Source organism: Mucilaginibacter sp. P5_A4 (genome assembly GCF_056400605.1).
The window spans coordinates 38,126-57,753 of the sequence record NZ_JBFUKX010000002.1 but is presented as its reverse complement, the minus strand read 5'-3'; the positions used below and the strand labels follow the sequence as shown (position 1 = coordinate 57,753).

Below are 19,628 nucleotides of genomic sequence, written 5' to 3'. Positions count from 1 at the left end.
TTGCCCCGGTTTGAATTTAGGGGACAGCCTTTGTATTGATCGGTATTTTAAGCTAAATAATTAAACAAAAATTAAACAAATCCCTCATTATCTGGTTTATAAGTATATCAGATGTTTCGGATCTTTTTGGTCATTGGAGGGGTAAATCAGAAGTCTGTTATTGTTAAATATCATTAATTCAAATGACCATCGTCATTAATTAATGAATAGTTATTTCAGAATTTTATATTATAAAATCAATTGACAATAACGATGAAAACAATACTTGTCCCAACCGATTTTTCAGACAATGCAACGCATGCAGCTGAATATGCTTATAACCTGGCAAAACATCTTAAAGCTAAAATGATATTGTGTAATGCCTTCATGGTTCCGGCTGCCATGCCCGAAGCCGGCATGGTAATTTGGCCAATGGATGATTATGAGCACATAATGGATGATAGCATACAGGAGCTTAAGAAATTGGCGGCCAGGTTAGCGGGTGAGGATTTAAGGGATGAGGCTAAACCTAAAATAACCTGTATTAACGAAATGGGTGATTTTAACACTGTACTAAAAGGGCTTGAAAATAAGGATATTGATTTAATAGTCATGGGAACTCATGGCAGCGGCCTGAGTAAAGTTCTTTTAGGAAATCATGCCAAAGGAGCTATTGATTACGTTTCAAAACCCCTGCTGCTAATTCCTCCAAAGGTTGCTATCAAACCTATAAAGAAAATTGCTTTTGCTACGGATTTTAAACATCCTGAAGAAGATTTGAAATTTGTGTATGAACTGATACCGATTGCCAGGATGCTGGATGCCGAAATACTGATTACTCATGTTGTTAAAGATAAAGAGCCAGCAAGTGGTTTTAAAGAACTTATAGAGCCATTCCTGAATGAGTTATCAAACAAAAGCAATTATCCTCATATATATTACCGCATTTGCGAGGGCGCCAGGGCTACCGATGGGTTAAACTGGTTGTGTGAATTTGGCCACATTGATATTTTGGCAATGGTGCATCACTCACATAGTTTTTTGCATGGGTTGTTAAACGGAAGCGCTACACAAAAAATGGCAAGTAGGATAGAAATTCCACTGCTTGTATTTCACTCACAAAATTAATGATATATATAGTTAATAATAACCTAAAAAGCTCCGCGCAACGGGGCTTTTTAGGTTATTAAGGTAAAAAATACCAATCAAATTAACACTTGCATAAGATGACCACCGTCATTGTTTACCATAGCAGTGCATCATTTTTTAGCGGTATGTAATCATATAGCTTTACCGGTAATTAAAACTGCCATCTAACTAATTGTCCTTTTCTAATTATTCAAATGTTCGAAAAAGCAAATTCATACCTACTATCCATTAACGGCGGCTCATCCAGCTTAAAGTTTAAGCTATATATATCCGGCTCAAACAAATTGGCGTTATGCGGCTCGGTAGATCATATTGGTACCCAAACTGGCCAGCTTGTTATAAGAAACAGTGATCATGAGCCGGTATTTAAATTGGTTGAGAATTTTGAAGATCAATTTAATGCCGCTACAGAACTAATCAGCTGGTTTAAAAATAATCAGCAACAGTATGATATCATAGCTATAGGGCATCGCCTTGTACAAGGTGGTCCCAATCACCGCACCCCGGAAATTATAACAGACGAATTATTACACTCGCTAAATGAGTTTATTTACTTGGCGCCCAATCATCTGCCTAATGAAATAAAGATGATTCAATTATTTCAAGCGGCATTCCCGGGTATACCACAAGTGGCTTGTTTTGATACCGCATTTCACCAGGATATGCCTTTCTGTTCAAAATACTATCCGCTGCCATCAAAATTTGCAGAAAAAGGGCTTATTCGATATGGCTTTCACGGTTTATCATATGAATATATAATGATGGCGCAAAAAGCAACATCAGCTCCAAACGGAAAAATTGTAATAGCGCATCTGGGTAACGGTGCAAGTATGGTAGCCGTAAGAAACGGGGTTGGCATCGATACCACAATGGGGCTCAGTCCCATGGGAGGTCTGGTAATGGGAACCCGTTCTGGTGATCTTGACCCCGGGGTAATATTGTTTTTGCTTAAACAAGAAAAACTAACACCCGATGAAATAGATGATCTGTTAAGTAAACAATCGGGTTTAAAAGCCATTGCCGGCACCAGTGATGTGCAGGAGTTGTTAAAAAATGAAGCAACAGATACCAGGGCCCGGGAGGCTCTTGCGGTGTTTTGTTACAACGCCCGAAAATGCATTGGGGCACTGGCCGCGGCAATGGGGGGGCTCGATGTACTGATATTTACAGGGGGGATAGGTGAAAATTCAGCAATAATAAGGGAGCGGATCTGTAGTGAACTTGATTTTCTGGGGATATCAATCAATCAAAAATTTAATTATAACCGGCAGGAAGTTATATCAACCGCACAAAGCCGGGTTAAGGTAAAAGCTATAGCAACAGATGAGGAATGGGTGATTGCTAAACATACACAAACCATTATTGATAACATTAAAACAAAAGAATTATGCAACTGATAGTGAACTACGATTTGGAAAAAATGAATTCTTACTGGCAGGCTATTAACTATTTATCTGCCGGGCAAATTTATCTGCAGGATAACGCAATGTTAAAAGAGCCGTTAAAGCCCGGGCATATTAAACCAAGATTACTCGGCCATTGGGGCACATCACCAGGATTAAACCTGGTATACGTACACCTTAACCGGCTTATAAAAGAAACGGATGCAGATATCTTATACATATGCGGCCCAGGTCATGGAGCGCCGGCCATAATTGCACATACCTACCTTGAGGGCACATATTCGGAAATATATCCGCAGGTAGGGCAAAATGAAGAAGGAATGCTGCGGTTATTCAGGCAATTCTCTACGCCTGGCGGTATCCCCAGCCATGTAAGTGCACATACACCCGGATCCATTCATGAAGGCGGCGAGCTGGGATATTCACTTGTGCATGCTTTTGGCGCTGTGTTTGATAACCCCGACCTGATAGCTGCCTGTGTTGTAGGCGACGGGGAGGCCGAGACAGGTCCGTTGGAGGGTAGTTGGAAATCTGTTGCTTTTTTAAATCCGGCAAGAGACGGAGCTGTTTTACCTGTTTTACACCTGAATGGGTACAAAATTTCGGGGCCAACCGTGTTGGCGCGAATGGATGACGATGCACTGCGGGCATTGTTCACAGGATATGGATACGAGGTGTTTTTTGTTGAGGGGGATGATCCCATGGCTGTACACCGGCAAATGGCAAAAACATTGGATCGTGTTTATGAAATAATTAAGGGGATTCAGCATGCAGCGCGGGTGGATGGCTTTATAACGCCGGTTTGCTGGCCGATGATTATATTGAGAACACCAAAAGGCTGGACCGGGCCAAAAGAATGGAATGGCGTGCMGATTGAAAATACATTCCGCTCGCATCAGGTTCCGTTAACCGGGGCAAAGGAAGATCCTGCAAAATTAAAAGTGATTGAAGAGTGGATGCGAAGTTATAACCCCGAAAAATTATTTGACAAGAACGGCAAGCTTATTCCAGAACTTGCAGAACTTGCACCAACGGGTAATAAACGCATGAGTGCAATACCATTTGCAAATGGCGGCCTGTTGCTAAAAGAATTAAAGCTGCCCGATTTTAAGGATTATGAGCTGCGTGTTACCACTCCGGGCATAGTTGAAGCCGAAAGTACCCGCAACTTAGGGAAATATCTTCGCGATGGTTTTGAGCTTAACCAGGAGAACAGGAATTTTCGTCTTTTTTGTCCTGATGAAACAACCTCAAACCGTTTGGAGGCTGTGTTTGAAGTAACTAATCGTTGCTTTATGAAAGAGATATTTGCTACGGATGAGAAGCTTGCACCAGACGGGCGTGTTATGGAGGTTTTAAGCGAGCATCTTTGCGAAGGATGGCTTGAAGGTTATCTTTTAACCGGCAGGCATGGGCTTTTTCCTTGTTATGAAGCGTTTGTAACCATAGTTGACTCTATGGTAAACCAGCATGCCAAATGGGTGAAAACTGCCCATGAATTACCGTGGCGCAAACCCGTAGCCTCCTTAAATTACCTGCTAACTTCACATGTATGGCGGCAGGATAATAATGGTTATAGCCACCAGGGGCCGGGTTTTATTGATACTGTTATTAATAAAAAAAGCACGGTTGCCAGGATTTATTTACCACCAGATGCTAATACACTTTTATCGGTGATGGATCATTGCCTGCGGAGTAAGGATTATGTAAACGTAGTAATAGCGGGTAAACAGCCCGAATTGCAATGGCTCACCATGGATGAAGCAGTAAAGCATTGTGCTATGGGCGCTTCTGAGTGGAAATGGGCCGGTAATTGTAACAACGAAATGCCTGATGTAATATTGGGATGTGCCGGAGATGTACCCACGCTTGAAGCTGTGGCCGCCGCCTGGATACTTAAACAATATTTTCCCGATCTTAAAACCAGGCTGGTTAATGTGGTTGATCTGATGGCCTTATCACCTGCTGCATATCATGCCCACGGAATGAGTGAGGAAGTGTTTAGCGCTCTATTTACAGATACCGCGCCTGTTATTTTTGCTTTTCATGGCTATGTACGTATCATTCATGACCTGGTGCATGGCCGGCCAGATCCGGCGAGATTTCATGTTAGGGGTTATATGGAAGAGGGTACAACAACCACACCATTTGATATGGTAGTGCTAAACCAAATGAGCCGCTATCATTTAGCTATGGAGGCAGTTAAGCGTGTACCCCAACTGCACCAGCAGGCCGATGCGTTTATTGCCTGGTGCGAAGCAAAACTTAAAGAGCACCATGAATATATCTGCCAATATCTGGATGATATGCCCGAAATAAAAAACTGGAAATGGACTGCGGTAAACGAAACCGAACTTATAGGCAACTAATGGCGTATAATCATATAGCATTAAAATATTTTGTCCCCTCAGGGTCTCCTTGAAAAGGGACCCTGAGGGAGTTTACAGGGTGTTGAGTTTGGATTTTCGATCTGCATAGTTCCTCAGGGTCCTCTGCGAGAGACCCTGAGGGGGTTTACAGAGTGTTGAATTTGGATATTCGATCTGCATAGTTCCTCAGGGTCTCTCGCAGAGGACCCTGAGGGGACAAAATGGCGTATAATCATATAGCATTAAAATATTATATAAATAAAACTATATGAGGTTATTCCGGGTTATTTGGGTAAATTTCAATAATGATTACTAAAAAGGAAATCTTTGGCTACGTGCCAAACAAAAACTATAAAGCGGGTGTGGCTTATTTTTCAATGGAGTTTGCCGTTGACCAATCTTTAAAAATTTACAGCGGTGGCTTGGGTTTCCTGGCTGGTTCGCATTTACGCAGTGCGTACGAGTTAAAACAAAATTTACTGGGTATTGGCATGCTTTGGACATACGGTTATTACGACCAGGTAAGAGGTACCAGTGCGCTAATGAAGCCGGACTTTATTAAAAAAGAATACTCATTTTTGCAGGATACCGGGATTGTTTTAACGGTTTATATTCATAGCGCACCTGTTTATGTTAAGGCATATTTATTAAAGCCCGAAACCTTTGGTACAGCGCCGCTGTTTTTGCTAAGTACCGATATTGCCGAAAATGACGAAGTATCGCGCTCAATTACACACCGCCTATATGATGGAAATGAAACTACGCGGATAGCCCAAAGTATAGTTTTAGGCATTGGTGGGGCAATGTTATTAGATGCTTTAAAAATAGTACCCGGTGTTTACCATATGAACGAAGGGCATTCTATACCCCTCGGGTTTTACCTGTACAAGAAGTTTAATAAGCTTAGCGAAGTAAAGAAAAGAGTAAGGTTTACTACCCACACACCAGAAATGGCCGGGAATGAAGAACACGATTATGGGCTGCTAAATGATATGTCGTTTTTTTACCAGATGGATCAGCATCAGGCTAAGTCATTATTAGGTTTAAACGGCGGAGGATTTAATTATACTTTGGGAGCCTTAAAATTTGCAGGTAAAGCCAATGGTGTTTCAAAGCTGCATGGTGAAGTAGCCAGGCAAATGTGGGGCGACAATCCTGGCATTTGCGAAATTACTTCCATAACAAATGCGCAAAATAAAAATTACTGGGTAGATAAGGAATTAAACACTGCCATTACTAACGGTGATGACCTGGTTATTGCCGAAAGAAAAAAAGAATTGAAAGGCGCCCTTTTTAAAATAGTTGCAGATCAATGCGGGAAAATATTTGACGAAAATGTACTAACCATTGTTTGGGCAAGGAGATTTGCCACCTATAAAAGGGCCGACTTGATTATGTACGATTGGGAAAGATTTCTGAAACTTGTTAATAACAAAAAAATGCCCGTACAGATCATCTGGGCAGGCAAGCCATATCCGGGAGATGACGGCTCTGTTAACTTATTTAATCAAATTATATTAAAAACAAAGCACTTACCTAATTGTGCTGTGTTAACCGGCCATGAGCTCGACTTATCTGCGCAACTCAAAAGAGGTGCGGATGTATGGCTAAATAACCCCCAAATGTACAGGGAGGCATCTGGCACGAGTGGAATGACGGCTGCTATGAATGGTGTAATCAATGTTTCGTTACCAGATGGCTGGGTGCCGGAATTTGCCAGGGATAAAAAAAACTGCTTTATTATACAACCTGCAGCAGATGAGCTTCCATACGACGAGAAAAACTCGGTGGAAAACCATAACCTTCTTGAAATTTTAGAAAAACAGGTTTTACCACTGTACTATAATGATCAAAAAAATTGGTTAAAAATCATAAAAGAAGGTGCTAAGGATGTTGCGCCGGCATTTGAATCAGCAAGAATGGCCGCGGAGTATTACGAAGTGCTATATAAAGTTTAATTATATTGTTTGCTAAGCCCGAATGGTGATGAAGAGCAGGTTGTTATGTGATTAAGGTCATTAGTTAGCTGTAGGTAATTTTTAAACTTTGCAACTAACATCCATAACCTTTATTCTCTTCAATTATGAAAACAATCCTTGTAATAAATGATCATTCTGCGGAGGCAGGCCATGCTATAGCATTTGCAAAATTAATAGCCGAAAAAAATTATGCGAATATCATTCTAGCTAATACTTGTGAAGCAAATAAAAAAGTTTTTGAACAGGTATTAGCGGGAAACCGGTTTGATTATGCTGATAGCTCATTGCCTGTTAAAAAAGTAATGCCCCATTTGCTGGTGCCCGATAATGATGATAACACTTTTAAGCCGGAAGTAAAAGAAATTGATATTTCAAACACCAATGAAACAGAGCTTGCGCACCGTGTTAACAAAGAACAAATATGGCTGATGGTTAAAGGCATGGGCGATGATAGCCGCTCATCAACTTTTAAAATAAACGTAAATTATTTATTGAACAAAATGCTGTGCCCGTTGATGCTGATACCTGCTAACTGGCAAATAAAGGATATTGAAAGGATGGTTTACATTGCCGATCTGCGCTATTGCCGGTTACACATTGTAAGGTACCTGGCCGAAATGGCAAAAGTTATAAGTGCAAAACTTTCCATTGCTCATATATCAGCAAAAGGCCTGCCTCACATGGAAGAAAAATATGCACTTGATGTTTTTAGTACAGAGATAGCTGAGAATGTTAACTACGACCAATTGTACTTTAATAATATAAAGGAAAGAAACATAGCTATTGCTGTGGATGTTTTAAAAAACGGCCTGCATAATGATCTGCTGGTTATGGTTAATCACCGCTATCATTTTGTAGAAATAATAGGCAACAATATAACAGATAAACTACCTGCAAACCTTATCGTTCCGGTACTCATTTTCCCTTATTAAAATAAAATTGATCAGGAAGAAATCCTATCTGCTCCCAATGGAAATCACTTTTAAAAAACACTGAAGTCGTGCCGTCCGCTTAAGCGCATATTCATGTGTCATAGCGAGAAACTCACCAGTTAAATTCTGGAAAAAACAGTAATGACGTGTATGGATACCACAATCACCTCGTGATCGTCATTGCGAGGAGGTACGACGAAGCAATCACCAACTATATAGAGCGGATCTGCAGAACTAATCTGTAAATCGGGGATTGCTTCGTACCTTGCAATGACGGGTCTGTAAGTTACTGACCATCAATATGTAAAATCGTCATTGCGAGGAGGAACGACGAAGCAATCCCCAACTATACAGGGCGAATTTGCAAGCGCACCTGCTTATTGGGGATTGCTTCGTTCCTCGCAATGACGATTCAAAAAATCACGTCATCCCCATTTTTTCCAGGATTACCCTGATGGATACTCGCAATGACGGGTAAGAGGGTTGCGTGTAAAAAAACAATTGTTCATCCCTACAAAATCCTAAATTGTGTAAAAGCAAAAAAGGCTCCGGGTTATCCGGAGCCTTCGCAAATAATATTTTATTAAAATTATTTTTGTTTGAACTGAACGCGACGGTTTAATACACGTCCTTCTTCGGTTGAGTTATCAGCAATTGGTTTGGTTTCACCAAAGCCTTTTACTTTCACTTTTTTAGCATCAACACCAGAGTTAACCAGGTAAGTTTTTACAGAGTTAGCACGATCTTTTGATAATTGCAGGTTGTGAGCAGCAGTACCTTCAGATGAAGCAAAACCATCAACTTCAACACCTTTACCAGCAGCCCTTAAGTCGGCAGAAGTAGCATCTAATACAGGGTAAGAWGAAGTGCGTAAAACTGAGCTGTCAAATTCAAACTGGATGTTTGAGTAAGSAGTRCCCACAGGGGCAGCAGCRGCAACAGTATCTTTAGGGAATACGATAACGCAACCAGAACCATCAACTACGCTACCTGCAGCAGTACCCGGGCATTTGTCAAACTGATCAGCCACACCRTCACCGTCTGAATCTTTTTTCAGGTCGTTAACAGCAGTTTCCACATTGGTAACACGGCCTTTTAAAGCTTCTACTTCCTGGCGTAAAGCAGCATCGTACAACTCATCATACATTATAGCAAYTGGGTTAACCCAATCAATGTTCGGTTTAGATTTTGAACCGAAAGTATACTCTAAACCACCATAAGCATAAGCGTAATGATCTTTATAGGTTCCTCCGGCCCTGGTAGTTTTGAAACCGCTAAAGTTGTAGCCATCAATAAAGTTGGCAGTATAGCCAATATTAAGGGCAAGTGCATCAGATAATTTAATTTTAGCACCCACACCAACCGGAACTACTAATTCTTTTACATAATGTTTAGAACCRTCAGAGTTCAGGTAGCTAAGGCTATTGGTACCAGAACCATCTGTAGAGWAAGTTGGGTTATAAAATGCYAAACCGGCACCGGCACTTCCGTAAAAATTAATTCCGTTTTTACGGTGTAAGAAGCTAATGCTTCCAAATTGCCATATTCCGCTTAAAGTAGCTGAATAAAARGTTGTTTCAAAGCTGGTTCCAGTAAACCCTTTGTTGCCTTTGGTATTATCTCCCGCAACTTTACCGCCATGTAAGTCTAATTGTATTCCAAACGGRTGTGAAAGTTGTTGCCTAAGTGACACGCCGTAACCCAGTTGAGGTTTCATATGTGACACAGCATCAGTTCCAAATGGARTAAACGGAGAAGTAACACCAACATTGGCACCAATGCTAAATGTTTTGTACTGACCAAGACCACCAAATACTTTTGGAGTAGTGGTTTCAGACGAAGTAGTTGCTGTTTTGGTGGAATCGGTTTGAGCATTAGCCATACCTACAACCATCAAAGAAGCAAATGACAATGCGACTGTTTTCTTTAATGTAGAATAATTCATAGTTTTTAGATTTGTTTTAGTAGAATACCACTAAATGTATTAAATTAATATGCTATATAACCTATAAATAAGATAAAAGTTTTCGGGATGAGAAACTTTATTTATTTAATAGATTGGGAAAGAAACGGACCGCTTTCGTAGCAGTTGTTGTAATTACTGCTCTTTGCATTGGATGGTAACCTTTATGGGTTTTACAATATGCCTATTGAGTGTTATGCGGCGAAGCTTACGCTGATGCACAGGGCTGGTTTGAAGGCGTATTATGCTTAAAAAAGTTATCGAAAACCAATCAGTTAGTAAACTTCAATCCGTATAATCAAAAAAGGAATAAACAGCTTTTAATGAAAAAAGGCCGCCCCATAACTACTTATGAGACGGCCTTACTTTTATTGAAAATCAGGGGTTAGTTCTTATATAGTTTGATGTTAAACACCTGGAAATAGTTGCCGGGGTTGCCATTTCCAACAACGTTTCCTAAAAATCCAATTGATACCACCTGCGGCGTGGTAAGCGTAAACGTAAAGCTTCTTACTTCCCTTGAACTTGGGCTCGTTTTACCTACGGTGGCCCCATTATACATACCAACATACCCTAACGCTGTAGACAGGTTAGCAAGTAGCGGCAGACCGTTTCCGCCCGCTGAGGCTATACAATAAACAGTGGAATTTGATTGAACTTCTGAATAGGCATCAAATGAAACAATATAATTTCCTGCAGGTAGCGGCGAAGATGTAGGTTGATAAATTATCCCGTTTACAACGGGGCTATTATACCAGGTTTCCCAATTGATAACCCCGCCCGCGTCAGAGCTATAGCCCCCGTTAACGCCATTATCCTTATTTTTAGCGGCCGCATTTGTAATCCACGGCGCTGCAAGCGTTCCCCATCGTCCATCATAAGTCGCTCTTTGAAAAGGGCTTGTTACGTTTGATAAATAAATGCTGGTTACCTCAGCTTTTACACTGTGGGTTTGATAATCTACATAAAAAGTATCAATAGCCGTTTTGTTTGGTTTAAAGGCTGTACGATAGCTGATTGCGCTGCCTGCTTTAAATTTAGGCAGGGATGTACTTAAACCTGTTGGTGCCGATGTTACTAAGGTATCGTGTTGCTTGCTGGCAGCATCGGTATATTTAATTTGCATCGAAATTAAACCGTCATCGGCATTCACGTCGGTCCAGTTAATCAGGGCAGATCCATCTGTTTGTAATTCGGCTTTGGTTATGCCACGGTTGATGAGCGAGCTTTGGTACAGGCTGCCATATACGTTGCCGGCTAAGGTAACGGGGATGGATATATGCCCATTGTTATCATACGTGCGGACCTCGAAGGTCATTATACCTTCGGGCAAACCGGGTATAAGCAGTTTCGCTGTATCAACGCCCGATGTACGGGTTACCGGTATTTCTATTGAATCCTGTTTGCTGTTCCAGTAAACCCGGTATTTTACAATTTTAGGATCTGATGTAAAAAGGCCGGTTAACAAAACCCTGTTCCTGCCCGAGAAAACCTGTACCGAGTCGAGTTTGCCCGGATATATAATTGGGCCGTTCGGCTCGTATTTCTTTTTGTAATCATCCATTTTAGTGCAGGCGCTCATGACAAACGCCATTAACACTAAAAGAAAGTATGATGTTATTTTATAATGTTTCATAATCAAAATTTAATTGAAAAAATGTTGGTAAACATTTACTACTTTCCAAATAGGGTAAATTCGCTGATACTCATAAAGTATGACCCTGTCCAGTTGTGCAAGCTCCTGATCCTGATATACCGGTATGCGCCTATCCCTGCCGGAAAATCAAAGCCCCAGCCATCACGTCCATATTTGGTATCGGCAGCTGTTTCTGTACCCGAGGGCGACCCTGACGGCTTTACAATATTACAGGTTAGTAGTTTGGTCCATGAACCATCCAGGGCACCGTTTGTATTGGGTGTGTTTGATCCCCATATTTCAAAGTCTTTTAGGTTACCCCTTACGTAGTATACGTTACCAATCTCCAGAAACGGATTCATTATAAAGCGGCTCAATATCCGTTGCTTACCTAAATCAAACGTTACCATTTGCGGGCTGCCCGCGCTTTCAACAGTAAATAAACAATTTGGCCAGCCGCCGTTAAAGTTGCCATCCCAAATTTTGGTAAGATCAGTATATGAATACAGGTTGGTAGCATCGCCGGGCAATACATAAGGCGACCAATTGGATTTTGAAAACTGCTCTTCGTAAAATGGAGTAAGGGTTAAAAACAAAGTGTCGGACAGGTTTAAATATCTGTCCCTTACCAAAAACGCGTATTTTCTTTCAACAGCCGGTTGGCCCCTTACGGCAGCCTTAATCAAAACGCTGTTGCTGTAAATATTATCCATTCCTTTTGGCTGCACAAATAAGTTATTCTTGCCCGTATCAACCAGCGGGATAATAGCCAGATCGGCTTTAGTCGGGTTATCGCAGGCCACGTTAAAACCACCAAAAGTAGCGGTGATTTTAAGCGATCTGAAAGCAAGGATATAGGGAGGGGTTAATGGGTTTACGGTAACGGAAACCGGTGCCGATGCCTTTTCGCTGGAGTTTACGGCATATAGTTTTACCACATGTGCCAGGGTATCGCCAAAACCATCCACTGTTATAGTATTAGTGTAGCGCGATGCAATTACTTCGCGCGTTTTACCAGGCGAGGTTTCATAAACAGCTTTTACGTAAAAAAGGTCGGCATCACCGGGTAGTGTGTATGTTAAACCGGCTTCGCCGTTTTGGTTTTGTACCTGTACGTTAGTAACAAGCCCTGGAGCATTGTTATTAGTTACGGTAGGTTTATTAAGTGTTTCCTGCTTGCAGCCGGTTGCTATTATAGCTAACAACCAGATATAGAAAGCAGCTCGTAATTTCATTGTTTCCATTTTAATGTTTTTATTATTAAACATATTATTGCTATACATTTACCAGTTAGGGTTTTGAACCAGGTTTTGATTAACCTGTAAGTCATTTTCCCGTATTGGCCATAAGTAATCACGCGGGATTACAAAGTGCCTTAAATAGATGGATCTTTCGCGGTAATACAGTTCGGGCGAATTTTCACTTATCGTCCATCCCGTTACGTTTCCGTTAAGCTCAACACCGGCGGTTTTCCAGCGTAAAAGGTCCCAAAAGCGGTGGCCTTCAAAGCAAAGCTCAACTGCGCGCTCGCGCTGAATAATTGACCGCATGCCGTCTTTGGTAGTGTATTTGGTTGGATTGATGCTAAAATTTGTCCATGATTCCTGCACGGTAGGCAAACCGGCCCTTGCCCTTATACGGTTTACATAGGTATATACATCGGCTACCGGCCCCTGGGCTTCGTTTAATGCTTCGGCATAAAGTAAGTACAAATCAGAAAGGCGCATTTCGGGCCAAGGGTAATTGATATAAGTAACCGTTGTCCATTCATAATGCCAGTTTAGCGCTTTTTTCATATAAAAACCGGCAATTGGTATTGGCGATGATTGCCCTATTTCGGCCCCGCGGGCTTTCAGCCACCAGGTATTTTCGTCGCTTCTTGTTGTACTATTGGCCATATACCATACACCACGGTCAAACCCAAGGTCGGCATAATATCGTGGCTCCCTGTCAAAATTGAGCCGGGCAGTGGTTTCTCCTTCTTTGATATTAAAACGCTCGTCGTGAGTACCAACCCGCAACTGTGATATGTTACTAAAATCAAGTGTTTTATCTTCATTAATAGGCACTCCGTTTTTAGTGTAAAACATTTTGGCCATTTTTATAGTGGGCCCCATCAAAGGGCGATTGGCCGATCTTGCCGCATCGGCGTGATCGAAATCATACTGACCTGCACACATCGACTGAAAAAATGAGTTGTAATTGATGTTATTATCTGCAGTTAATCCCCAAATCAGCTCATTGTTCCATTTTTCGCTCATCGCGTTCCTGATGCTCATTTGCGTCATGGTAGTTTGGCTAAGCGGATTGGTGGTAGGGGTAGGAAATGTATATAACGCTATATTTTGAGCCTCGCAAAAATCAATGGCAGCCTTACTCGCATCGGCCGCACGTTGCCATTTTTCGGTGCTAAAGGCCGAATTAAACAGCAGTTCTCCGTCTTTATTCTTGAACGAATTATAGTCTGGATTGCCATTAAACAGGGGGCTTGCGGCAGTCACCAATAATTTTGCCTTCATGCTTAAAGCCGCAGCTTTGGTAACACGGCCCAGTTCGCTAGCTTCGTTCCTGATTGTTAAAGGCAATTTTGCTGCTGCCAGGTCATATAAGCCAGCTATATAATTTACTACTTCATCAACCGGGCGGCGTTTTACCCTTATATCGTCGATAGATGCATCAATAGGCAAATTTTTATCGATAATTGGAATTGGCCCATAAGCCCTGAACAACTGGAAATGATAAAAAGCTTTTAAAAACTGCGCTTCGGCAATCCAGCGTTCGCGGGTATCAATATCCAGATCGCGCACCTTTGTCAGGTCGCTCACATTTTCGATAAAAACATTACAATCGCGTATAGCTCTATAATTTCCTGCCGCGTCCCTGGTTCCGTTCATATAATTGGCAATAGGATCTGACGAGTTTTGAAAGCCCCGTGGCAGTTGCAATACGTTTGTTGGCCTGATGTGGCCTGCCGGGTCTTCTACCCAAACTTCATCGCCTGCTGTAAGGCCTACGTTGTAGGTAGGATCGGTTTCGGTAGGCAGGTAAGAGTAGCAGGTAAACAGATACTTTTCTGCCTCGACCTTTGAAACAAAGGCATTAGCTATGGTTGGTATATTGTCTGGAACCACATCCAGGAATGATTTTTTGCAGGACGATGCCGGCAAAATCAGTATAAAAGCAAGCAATAAACGTATAGGGGCCTGACTTGATATTGTATGCTTAATTTTTTGTATAAAATTACTTTTCATATTATTGATTTGAAAGCTTTAAAATTCTACCCTTAAGCCTATGTTAAACACCTTTTGAATTGGATATCCCAGGCCGGATGTTCCCATTTCCGGGTCCCACAGTTTAAAACTGCTTAGCGTTAATAGGTTTAAACCGTTTACATAAATGCGCGCGCTATTTAAGCGAATGCTTTTAAGCTGCTTTTTAGTGAAGTTATAACCAATCTCAGCTGATTTCAGGCGCAGGAATGAACCATCTCTCAACCACCATGTTGATGTTGGGGTTATTGGTATATTGTTCTCAATTATTTGGTTATTATTGGCCTGGATGTCGGTGCTTAAGCGTGGCCAAAAGGCATAAGGATTACGGCGATCTTCCGACCAATGATCTTTAGCTATCGAATTCAGCAAACCGCTTTGGTTACCGGTGTTAAGTTTAGTTCGTTCCTGGTACCCATTTACCAGGTAAAAAGGAGAAATATCTCCAGAATTGATAACAAAAGACGACCGTGCCGATCCCTGGAAGAAGGCGCTGATATCAAAGTTTTTATAACCAACAGAAAAACCAAATCCGTAAATAATTTCGGGCACTTGCGGGTAACCTATTGGCACCACATCCGAGGTGGTTATTTTTCCATCGCCGTTCATGTCCCGGTATTTAATATCTCCGGCTTTATAATCGCCAAAACTTTGCACCGGTGAGTTGGCTACTTCTATATCGTCAATAAATAGCCGCTCGGCAACAAGGCCGTAAATCTGGCTCAACGAGTTACCTACCTTACTCAGGTATTTTAAATTATCGCCGTATGCAGGTTCCTCGTTTTTTAACAGTTTACTTTTAGAATAAGTGAGCGTACCGCGCGATTGGATCCAGAAGGAGTTGGTAAAGTTTTTCTTATAATCCATGGCAATATCAATACCCTTACTGGATGATTTGCCCGCGTTTGATGATATATTAGCCTGCAAACCCATAGAGGTAGGGATGGTGCTCCTCACCATCAAGATATTATCGCGCAATTGCTGGTAAGCATCTACCGTTAAACTAAAGTTTTTTGCCAGTGTTAAATCCATACCTATATTGGTTTGCCTTGATCGCTCCCAGGTAATGTTTTGATTTTCATAACGCGAGGTGGTTACTCCTGGGGCGCCATAAGTATAGTTGGTACCAAACTGGCCGTTATAGCCACTTTGCAAATTAACATTCGACAGGTAGAAGAAACGGTCATCTGGCGACCCGATCTGGTCATTACCTACCAACCCATAGGTAAACCTGAATTTAAGGTTGTCGATGGTTGACAGCATTGGCTCAAAAAATTTCTCGTTTGACACTACCCAACCCGCACCTACGGATGGGAAAAATCCGAAACGGTGGTTGCTTGCAAAGCGTTCGGAGCCATTATAGCCAAAGTTAAATTCAAACAGGTAACGGTTATCATAACCATACGTAAACCTGCCTGATACACCCTGGTTGCGCGATGGTAGCGATAATTGTAACGATTTGGCGTTACCTGTAAGATAATTGCGCATAGTGCCGATTAACAAACCGCTGACGGCGTGTTTTTCGGCAAAGGTACGGTTGTAGTTTATCGCTGTTTCGAGATAGGTAGTAGAGTTGGCGACGTTTGTCGACGGATCGCGGGAAAACGTTAAATAATCAGTTGGTATATTACCTATACTGCCAGTCTGAGCCTGGCCACTGTTAATTAATGTTAGGCCGTTAAATTGCCCGTTAAGTACATTGGGTTGATAGTAGTAAGGGCTATACTGGCGTGTAACGGTGAAGTACGAGTAGCGGCTCGTGTATGCCATTGCCCTTGCCGATAAGCCCGGGGTAATAAAATCAAGCTTCTGGCTCAAATTTAATTGCGCGGTTAGCGTACTGGTGTTTGAACTTTGAAAGCCGGACAGGGATTGTGCGTATGGATTCATGTACAGACCACCACTTGGGATGACAGCATTACCAAAAAGCGGGTGATTTACGTATGGCAACAAACTACCCGGATAAACAGCCGGAAAAGCTACCGGATTGCTCCACAACGCGTTTAAAAAGGTATACCCTCCGCCGTTTATAGGTCCGTTATAGCTGTCAAACTGTCCTTTTAAGCCCACTACTACGTCAGTGGTTTTGGTAAGGTTTAGGGTGGTGTTTGATAAAATAGAATATGATCGCAGCTTAATATTGTTACTGAAATTATTAAGACTGTTTTCGGCCAGGTTGCCGTTATCAATGTTATAGGTCATGGCCAGGTAGTACTGCGCTTTTTCTGACCCGCCACTGGCATTCATGTTGAACCTTTGATTATTGGTTTTGGTTTTGATAAGCTTCTTTATCCAGTTATTACTTGGATATAACAGCGGATCGTCTCCATTAGCAGTATGGTCTATTTTATTTTGCGAATAAGGGAGTGGGCGCAGCGGATAGCGGGTAAGCACAGCCTCGTTGGCCAGGGTCATGTAGCTGATGTTATCGGCCAGGTCGATATTTTTAGTATTGGACGATGTTGAGTTTTCGCCGCGTACATTAAATTTTACTGTTCCCACATCACCACGTTTGGTGGTTACCAGGATTACACCGTTTGCACCGCGCGCACCATATAGTGACGAAGCAGTGGCATCTTTTAGTACCGAAAATCCGGCAATATCATCGGGTTGTAACCGGGCCAGATCTGTAGTTGACGATTCGATACCATCAATTAAAATCAACGGGTCAACCTTACCTGCACCAAAGGTACCAACACCGCGTATAAAAAACTGCGCGTTATCAGCACCTGGTTCGCCGCTACGCTGGTAGGATATCATCCCCGGCACAACGCCGGCAAGCATAGTGGTAAGGTTACTTGACGGGCCTTTAAGTTGTTTGGGGCTTATAGTGGTTATAGAACTTACCAGGCTTGACTTTTTCTGGGTACCATATGCTACAACGGCAACCTCCTCGAGTGCGGTTTTATCGGTACCAATGGTTACATCTAATACATAAGTACCATTTGATGGCTGGTAGTTGTTTAAATCAAATTCCTGGGTTTTAGATCCTACAAATGAAAACGTGATGATGGTTTTATCGGTTCCCTTCAGGTTAACTAAATATTTACCGTTGAGATCCGATTGAGTACCTATACCTGTACCTTTTACTTTAACACTTACACCAGGCAGGGTAAGGCCCTTCTCGTCGATAACTGTTCCTTGTACCGTTTTGGACAATGGCGTTTGTGTCTGCTCCTTTTTGGGAGTTACCGGGGCTGGTTTTTCGGCCGCAACTTTCTCAATTACAATAAGCTGGTCGCGTAACACGTAACGCAGGCTTTTGCCTTTTAAAAGGAACGTAAAAACATCATGCAAACTGGTATTTTGAAAATTAACAGTAACAAGCTCTTTGTCGTTTAAAGTGCTGTTACTGTAAAAAACAGTAAAGTCTGTTTGCTGTTTTATTGACTGAAATACCTCGGCCAATGTAATGTTAGCCTTTTTGAGTGTTACCAGGCCCGGACTTTGCGCTTGTGCGTAAGAAGACTGGGCGACCCATAAAAAAATAAAAACAGACAGTAGCAGCCGTCGGTAAAATAAAATTTTCTCCATAGTTTATTGGTTTATAATTTGGTTTTGACTAAAGACCGCTTCTGAGCAAAACGGGTGAACGGAAAGAATTTTTTTTATTGTTATTTTAACAACTAATTATAAAATGAAGGTATTTTCATCCGGTTTCACTAACCAAAAAGACCGGTTTTCAGTTGAAAATCGGTCTTTTTGGTTAAATATAACCCGTAAAATAAATAGATTAAAAATTTGAAATTTATTTTCAGTTTATACCCGGTTTTTAAAATTGTTTGATCTTTATTTTAAAAGGTGCACTATTTTATATGTAAAACCCCATCTGTAATGGTAGCTTCCACATCGGCAGAGGACTTAAGATTTTGGATAAAAACCTGTACAGATTTGTTTTTAGCAATGGCACCGCTAAATGATTCTTCTGCCTTGGCCGGGTTATCAAAAACAACCTTTAAATCAAACCAGCGTAGCAGCACTTCGCTGATATCGCTTAATTTTTTATTATGGAAATAATACATTCCATGCATCCAGGCCAATTCAGTGCCGGCATCAAAGGGCTGTTTTAAAAAGCCTATGCCTGGCGCGTATACAGCCTGATAGCCCGGTTTTAACAATGTTTTTTCTTTATAATGACCACTTGTAGATACTGAACCCTCCACCAGCGAGGTTGTGGTGATGTTGGAGTTATAGGTGTTCACATTAAATTCGGTGCCAAGTACCTGCACGTCTGTTTGGTTGGTATGAACAATAAATGGGTGAGCAGCATTTTTTGCCACCTTAAAAAAGGCCTCTCCTTTTAAATATACTTCCCTGGTATTGCCTGAAAACGAAAAAGGAAAACGCATGCTCGAAGCAGAATTTAGCCAAACCTGCGTCCCGTCAGATAAAACGATCTTATAATCTAATTCGGGAGGTACCAACAGCGTGCTCCAATCCTGTGTTTTTGCATCATCAAGCTTGTAACTTAAGCCATTAGCTCCTTTTTTTAACCGGGCAAATGGTGTATTGATAACCTGTTTACTGGTATCAGAAAGGTCAATATGCTGTCCGTTTGCCATTTGTAACTCAATGGCTGGCTTTTTATGTTTTTTAACCGCCACTATATTAGAAACAGGTTTTGCTGCCCAGTAATATATGGCTGACAGTGTAATACATAGTAGTGCCGCTACAGACAGCCATCGCTTAAAACCCAATTGTTTAACATTATTTGGTTTTACATATCCAAGTTCGCCCTCAATTTTATCCCATGCTTTGTGTTCGTCAATACTGTTAAAAAATGTTTTAGCTTTATCCGAGGTTAAGGCATGCTGCATCTCATCCCACATCTGCTGTACGTGTGGATCCTCTTTTATTGCATGCTGAAGTAAATCATCGTCCTCCTCACTTATCGCACCTGCAATTTTGTCTATTATTAATTCCTGTATATATGTATTATTATATGCCAT

The 19,628-nt window shown here is 41.6% G+C and carries 11 protein-coding genes; 5 read left to right on the top strand and 6 right to left on the bottom strand.

The features are described 5' to 3' along the window. Positions 1-252: 252 nt before the first annotated feature. The 5 genes from AC1DQW_RS02095 (at position 253) to AC1DQW_RS02075 (ending at position 7,811) form a co-directional block, all read left to right on the top strand. On the top strand, positions 253-1,107 hold the full coding sequence (locus AC1DQW_RS02095; RefSeq protein ID WP_477452615.1) for a universal stress protein: 855 nt from the start codon (positions 253-255) through the stop codon (positions 1,105-1,107). A 215-nt stretch (positions 1,108-1,322) separates the two neighbouring features. Beyond that, complete coding sequence (locus AC1DQW_RS02090) at positions 1,323-2,525, top strand: acetate/propionate family kinase (RefSeq protein WP_477452614.1); 1,203 nt, start codon at positions 1,323-1,325, stop codon at positions 2,523-2,525. Then, the gene (locus AC1DQW_RS02085; protein ID WP_477452613.1) at positions 2,516-4,900 is read left to right on the top strand and encodes a phosphoketolase family protein; all 2,385 of its coding nucleotides are present in this window, start codon (positions 2,516-2,518) and stop codon (positions 4,898-4,900) included. The genes AC1DQW_RS02090 and AC1DQW_RS02085 overlap by 10 nt, the downstream gene beginning before the upstream one ends. 305 nt (positions 4,901-5,205) lie before the next feature. Continuing rightward, entirely contained in the window at positions 5,206-6,858 is a 1,653-nt protein-coding gene (gene glgP / locus AC1DQW_RS02080; protein ID WP_477452612.1) for an alpha-glucan family phosphorylase, read from the top strand. 125 nt (positions 6,859-6,983) lie between these two features. Then, positions 6,984-7,811, top strand: a complete 828-nt coding sequence (locus AC1DQW_RS02075; RefSeq protein WP_477452611.1) for a hypothetical protein — start codon at positions 6,984-6,986, stop codon at positions 7,809-7,811. Positions 7,812-8,400: 589 nt separating this feature from the next. Here the strand turns inward: AC1DQW_RS02075 and AC1DQW_RS02070 are convergent. The 6 genes from AC1DQW_RS02070 to AC1DQW_RS02045 form a co-directional block, all read right to left on the bottom strand. Next, positions 8,401-9,756 (bottom strand): OmpA family protein, encoded by a 1,356-nt coding sequence (locus tag AC1DQW_RS02070; RefSeq protein ID WP_477452610.1) that lies wholly within the window; start codon positions 9,754-9,756, stop codon positions 8,401-8,403. A gap of 403 nt (positions 9,757-10,159) precedes the next feature. Further along, positions 10,160-11,410: a DUF4998 domain-containing protein gene (locus AC1DQW_RS02065; RefSeq protein WP_477452609.1), complete on the bottom strand. Its 1,251-nt coding sequence runs from the start codon at positions 11,408-11,410 to the stop codon at positions 10,160-10,162. Between the two features lie 38 nt (positions 11,411-11,448). Next, positions 11,449-12,645: a DUF5000 domain-containing lipoprotein gene (locus tag AC1DQW_RS02060; RefSeq protein ID WP_477452608.1), complete on the bottom strand. Its 1,197-nt coding sequence runs from the start codon at positions 12,643-12,645 to the stop codon at positions 11,449-11,451. A 48-nt stretch (positions 12,646-12,693) separates the two neighbouring features. Then, entirely contained in the window at positions 12,694-14,661 is a 1,968-nt protein-coding gene (locus tag AC1DQW_RS02055; RefSeq protein WP_477452607.1) for a RagB/SusD family nutrient uptake outer membrane protein, read from the bottom strand. A gap of 18 nt (positions 14,662-14,679) precedes the next feature. After that, a complete protein-coding gene (locus AC1DQW_RS02050) occupies positions 14,680-18,213 on the bottom strand; it encodes a TonB-dependent receptor (protein ID WP_477452606.1) in 3,534 nt (1,177 codons plus the stop codon). A gap of 272 nt (positions 18,214-18,485) precedes the next feature. Beyond that, on the bottom strand, positions 18,486-19,628 hold the full coding sequence (locus tag AC1DQW_RS02045) for a FecR family protein (protein WP_477452605.1): 1,143 nt from the start codon (positions 19,626-19,628) through the stop codon (positions 18,486-18,488).

What these genes read in the sequence shown, in the direction of transcription:
- AC1DQW_RS02095 (WP_477452615.1), top strand. Translation starts at nt 253, where the DNA reads ATGAAAACAATACTTGTCCCAACCGATTTTTCAGACAATGCAACGCAT.
- AC1DQW_RS02090 (WP_477452614.1), top strand. Translation starts at nt 1,323, where the DNA reads ATGTTCGAAAAAGCAAATTCATACCTACTATCCATTAACGGCGGCTCA.
- glgP (WP_477452612.1), top strand. Translation starts at nt 5,206, where the DNA reads ATGATTACTAAAAAGGAAATCTTTGGCTACGTGCCAAACAAAAACTAT.
- AC1DQW_RS02075 (WP_477452611.1), top strand. Translation starts at nt 6,984, where the DNA reads ATGAAAACAATCCTTGTAATAAATGATCATTCTGCGGAGGCAGGCCAT.
- AC1DQW_RS02065 (WP_477452609.1), bottom strand. Translation starts at nt 11,410, where the DNA reads ATGAAACATTATAAAATAACATCATACTTTCTTTTAGTGTTAATGGCG.
- AC1DQW_RS02060 (WP_477452608.1), bottom strand. Translation starts at nt 12,645, where the DNA reads ATGAAATTACGAGCTGCTTTCTATATCTGGTTGTTAGCTATAATAGCA.
- AC1DQW_RS02055 (WP_477452607.1), bottom strand. Translation starts at nt 14,661, where the DNA reads ATGAAAAGTAATTTTATACAAAAAATTAAGCATACAATATCAAGTCAG.
- AC1DQW_RS02050 (WP_477452606.1), bottom strand. Translation starts at nt 18,213, where the DNA reads ATGGAGAAAATTTTATTTTACCGACGGCTGCTACTGTCTGTTTTTATT.
- AC1DQW_RS02045 (WP_477452605.1), bottom strand. Translation starts at nt 19,628, where the DNA reads ATGGCATATAATAATACATATATACAGGAATTAATAATAGACAAAATT.